This is a genomic window from Mesorhizobium sp. M7A.F.Ca.CA.002.15.2.1 (assembly GCF_003998715.1).
Taxonomy (GTDB): Bacteria; Pseudomonadota; Alphaproteobacteria; order Rhizobiales; family Rhizobiaceae; genus Mesorhizobium; species Mesorhizobium ciceri.
On sequence record NZ_RZPI01000404.1, the window covers coordinates 1 to 5,110 of the forward strand.

A 5,110-nucleotide genomic window follows, 5' to 3' on the forward strand; every position below is an offset into this window, starting at 1 on the left:
TTATTAATCATCAATTAACCAAGAATTATTCGAATTTTATCTATTCGGCTGCTTCGACCGCGCCTCGTCGCGCATCCAGTCTCTTCGCGGTGCGCGCCCAGGAATCAGACATGAAGGCGTGGTCGCGGAGCCCTTCCAGCCGCTGCCATTCGGGAAAGGACGAAGCGAAGATTTCGGCCCCCATGCGGGCGTCCTTGTACGGATTGACCGCGCCGCCGGCCTCGACCGTGATGCGGTCGAGTTCCCGCAGCAGTGTCAGCGTCGTGGCGCCCCTGTTGGGGAAATCCAGTGTCAGCGTGTAGCCGGGACGCGGAAACGACAGCAGCGCCGGCGAGCGGATGGAGCCGAAGCGTTTCAGCACCGTGAGGAACGAGCCCTGCCCGGCTTGCCTTGCAGCCGCCAGCAATGCCGGCACGGCCTCGCGCGCCGTCTCTTCCGGCACCACGCTCTGGTGCTGGAAGAGCCCTTTCGGCCCATAAAGCCGGTTCCAGTCGCGCACGCCGTCAAGTGGAAAGAAGAAGCCCTGATATCCGGCCTGGCGCGGCACCGTTGCTCGGCTCTTCCTCCACCTGTAGGCAGCGTTGAAGGCGGTCAGGAACGGCCGGTTGAGCACATTGAACGGCGGCTGCACCGGTACCGAGAAATTGCCGCCGACGCGCGAGGCGGCATGCGAGCCGTGCTCGGCGTGATTGCCCGACAGCAGCAGGCCACGACCGCTGTTGCGGCCGCCGGCCAACTGATCGATCCAGGCGACCGCATATTCGTTGGCCTGATCGGCCGCCTCGGCCAGGTCGAAGAATTCGCAGAGATCACGAAACGGCGTCGCCTTTTCGACGATGTCGAGGGAATGCACCCGCATCAGCCGGATCGAGGCCGACAGGATGAGGCCGGTCAGCCCCATGCCGCCGATCGTCGCCGCAAACAGCCGCGTATTGTCTGTCGCCGAGCAGCGGTGGGTCTTGCCGTCGGACCTGAGCAGCGTGAAGCTCTCGACATGGCAGCCGAAGGTGCCGCGCCGGTGATGGTTCTTGCCATGCACGTCATTGGCGATGGCCCCGCCGAGCGTGACGAATTGCGTGCCTGGCACAACGGCGGGGAAGAAGCCGTAGGGGGCGGCGTGGGCGATGATGTCGGACAACAGCACGCCGGCCTCCGCCTCGAGAACACCGGTTTCGGCGTTGAAGGCGTGGATCCGGTTCAGCGATCGCATATCGACGACCGCTCCGGCCCCGTTCTGGCAGGAATCGCCGTAGGAGCGGCCATTGCCATAGGCAAGCAGCGACGCCGGCTTGGCCTGACCGCCCTTCAGCAGCGCGATCGCCTCGTCGGCACCGATGGCGCGCGGCGCCGGCGGCGTGGCAAGGCCAAAGCTTGGGAAACGTCCGGCGGCCATGCCTACCAGCCCCCGATGACCAGCATCACCGCACCGATCAGCACCACGATCTGGCTGCGCCAGTCGCGGATGATGAAGACGACCGGATCGTCATGCATCTCGTTGCGGCGCGCCAGGATCCAGACGCGCATGGTAAGATAAAGCACGATCGGCGCCAGCGGCCAGATCAGCCATGGATGCGGATAGAGTTCCCGCACCGCGACACTGTCCATGTAGAGCGCCAGCACCAGCGCCGAGGAGAAGGCCGAGGCCATGCCGGCCTGGGCGACGATCTCCTGGTCTTCGGTGCGATAGCCGCGACCGGCAATGCGCTCGCCGGGCGGAATGGCGGTGGTGCGCAGTTCGACGAAGCGCTTCACCAGCGCCAGCGACAGGAAGAAGAAGATGGAGAAGGCCAGCAGCCAGAACGAGACGTCGACGCCGGTCGCCGCCGCACCGGCCAGGACGCGGATCGTGTAGAGGCCGGCGAGCGTCAGCACATCGACCAGCAGCATGCGCTTGAACGACAGCGAATAGGCGGTGGTGACGACCATGTAGCCGCCGAGCACAGCCATGAATTCGGGCGACAGGAACAGCCCGGTGCCGATGCCGATCGCCAGAAGCACCGCGATCGCCCCAAGTCCGAACGGGATCGACAGCGCGCCGCTGGCGAACGGCCTGTTGCGCTTGGTGAGGTGTTTGCGGTCGAGCGCGAGGTCGAAGAAATCATTGAGGATGTAGATGGCCGATGCCACCGCGCTGAACGAGACGAATGCCAGCAGGCATTCCCAGATCATGTCGGTGTTGAAATATTCATGCGAGAGCACCATCGGCACTGCGATCAGCGAATTCTTCAGCCACTGATGCACGCGCAGCATCTTGACGATGGTCCGCAAAGTGGGCTTCGGCGCCGACACCGTCTCGGCGCCATGTGCCGCCTGCCAGCGCGCGGCATGGCGGTCGGGCGCGACGACGATCGCGTTGCGTGCGGCATCGAAGACCTGGAGGTCATGGCGGCTGTTGCCGGCGTAGTCGAAACCGCCATCGCCATAGGCTGCGATCAGCGAGGCGCGCTTCCTGCCCGAGGTGAGATTGGCGAGACCATCGGTGGCCAGCACCTGGTCGAAAATGCCGAGATGGGCCGCGATGGCGTCGGCGAACTTGCGCGGCGTACCGGTCGCCAGCACGATCTTGCGGCCCTCGGCGTGCTCGGTCCGGAGGCGGCAAAGCAGCACCTCGCGATAGGGCAGCGATGCCGGATCGATGTCGATGCGCTGCGCGATCGCCTGCTTCAGCCGCGCCGGCCCGCCGGCGATCCAGAACGGTACGAGGAAGATATAGAGCGGGTTCTTCTTGAGAAGGATGAACAGCCCTTCCCACAACAGGTCGGTTGCGATCAGCGTGCCGTCGAGATCGACCGCAAGCGGTATTGCGTTCCTGTCCGATCGCGCATCCATGTCCGTCCTGCCCTGCCCGCGTAGAGTTGCGCGCCGCTTTTCGGCGTCTTGAGGCTGGTATAGCGGGCGATGGCGTAGCGAACGTTAAAACGCACGGTTGCAGACGGCTGCCATGGCGGTATTTCCGGTGTCATTGTTAAACAACCGCTACCGGAAACGATAAAAGGCCGGGCAAATGCCCGGCCTCTACAATCGTGACGCCAAGATTACTTGATGCGGGCGACACCGCCCGAGATCTCGACCGTTTCCGAACCGGTCAGGGCTTCGAGATCGCCATTGGGCAAGGTGACGAAGCAGCCGTTCGGGCAGAACTCAACCGTTTCGCCACCGGCCAGCGCAAGGTCGGTCTTGCTGCCGCCCTCCGTTACGACCAGCGTGCGGGTCTCGGCGTCCTTGTTGACCGCGCTCGCGGCATGGACCGAGCCGATGGCGGCGACCAGGGCGACTGCAGCGACGAGAGACTTCCACATGGTGCAATATCGGTGTTCCCACCGCCTCTGTTGCATTTGGCAAGGCATTTTCGCCTTTGCATGGAGCTTATATGAGATGGAAGCTGAACCGCAACTGAATGCCCCATTCATGCCGCAATCGATTCCGGGCAGGATTGAGGTCGACGGAGTCCGAGCCTAGTCCGGGTCCGGCTTCTTGGTTTTGCGAGACTTGACCAGTCGCTTCTTCTCCGCCTCGGCTTCGGCCCTTATCTGCTCCTGTTCGGCGAAGTCGGCCTCGATCTTGTCGTCGTCCGTCGGCCAGGCCTTGGGCTTGTGGGCCTCGACCACGGCGCGCGGCGTCGAGGGGATCTCGATGTGTTCGCTGCTGAATTTTTCGAGGACGGCAAAACGGATGTCGTTCTGCGCGATGTTGCCGTTCATCACGTCGGCCAGGAACACGCGGATTTCGAATTCCAGGGCGGCGGGGCCGAAATTGGAAAACAGCACGAAGGGTTCGGGGTTCTTCAGCACCATCGGGTGGCTGCGGGCGATCTCCAGCAGGACGGCATGAACCTGCTTGACGTCGCTGCCATAGGCGACGCCGACCTTGATGTCGACGCGGCCGAGCTTGTTGCGGTGCGTCCAGTTGCCGACGGCGTTGTTGATCAGGTTCGAATTGGGCAGGATCACCGATTGCCGCTGGAAGGTTTCGATCTCGGTGGCGCGCACGCTGATCTTCTTGACCGTGCCGCTGACGTCGCCGGCAACGATCCAGTCGCCCACCTTGAACGGCCGCTCGGCCAGAAGGATCAGGCCGGAAACGAAATTGGACACCACGTTCTGCAGGCCAAAGCCGATACCGAGGGAAAGAGCGCCGGCGACCAGTGCCAGGCTGGACAGGTCGATGCCCGCCGCCGAGATGCCGACCAGTGCCGCCAGCGCGACGCCGGCATAGCCGACCGCCAGCCTGATCGAGTTGCGCACGCCGGTATCGACCTTGCCACGCGCCATGACCGAGCCGTCGAGCCAGCCCTGGAACCACCGCGTCAGGAAATAGCCTATGACGAAGACGACGATGCCGGAGAGGATGCCGGTGACCGAGATCGTCACCGAGCCGATGTTGATCCCGGTTGCGAGCTTGTAGGCCCAAGCCTGGATATCGCCGGGCTGGAAACCCCACATCAGCAGGATCAGCGGCAGGAACACCAGCACGATCATCACATTGATGGCAACGCTGACGACAAGGCCGAGCTGGTCGAGGGCCGTATCCTCGTAGCTGGAATTGGCCGACAGCCAGCGCCCGACGGAGGTGTTGGCGAAAGCACCCTCCTCGCCGATCGCCTGCGCCGACAGGAAGCCGATATAGGCGGTGATCAAGGCTGTGCCGGTGACGACGACCTGCAGCGAAACGAACAGCGCAAGGCCGATATAGCCGAGCAAGGCGGCTATGATGGTGAATAGGCCAAGGCCCAGCGACAGGTAGCGCAGCCATGCCGGCCAGGGCCGCCAGCTTCCGTCGCGCGCCTTGAACGGCCTCAGCATCGCCATCAGGATCAGGATGATGCCGACGATGATGGTGGCGACAAAACTGCGGGCGATGGTCAGCGACAGCGGCGAACCCATCTTGTCGTTGATCACCGACAGGAAGGTGTTGACGCTGATGACCACGGCCATGGCGGTGGCCAGGCGCACCAGCCAGCGCGCCGGCCCGGTTTCGACCGGGATCAGGCGCCAGTTCGGCAGCCGCGGTTCCAGCGCCGCATTGGTCAGCCGGTTGACGCAGAACACCACGCCGATGACGGTCGCCAGCGCGTTGAGGAAGAGCCCAATGTCGCCGCGCAACACATTGT

4 protein-coding genes are annotated in these 5,110 nt (G+C 63.8%); all 4 read right to left on the reverse strand.

Features of this window, described 5'->3' with window-relative positions:
- Positions 1-40: 40 nt before the first annotated feature.
- Positions 41-1,393: an FAD-binding oxidoreductase gene (locus ENZ74_RS21035; protein ID WP_063168219.1), complete on the reverse strand. Its 1,353-nt coding sequence runs from the start codon at positions 1,391-1,393 to the stop codon at positions 41-43.
- 2 nt (positions 1,394-1,395) lie between these two features.
- The gene (locus ENZ74_RS21040) at positions 1,396-2,829 is read right to left on the reverse strand and encodes a UbiA family prenyltransferase (protein WP_063168220.1); all 1,434 of its coding nucleotides are present in this window, start codon (positions 2,827-2,829) and stop codon (positions 1,396-1,398) included.
- Between the two features lie 206 nt (positions 2,830-3,035).
- Positions 3,036-3,299 (reverse strand): hypothetical protein, encoded by a 264-nt coding sequence (locus ENZ74_RS21045; protein WP_023812335.1) that lies wholly within the window; start codon positions 3,297-3,299, stop codon positions 3,036-3,038.
- 156 nt (positions 3,300-3,455) lie between these two features.
- Positions 3,456-5,110 (reverse strand): mechanosensitive ion channel domain-containing protein (locus tag ENZ74_RS21050; RefSeq protein ID WP_164761106.1); only part of this gene is annotated, 1,655 nt, incomplete at its 5' end.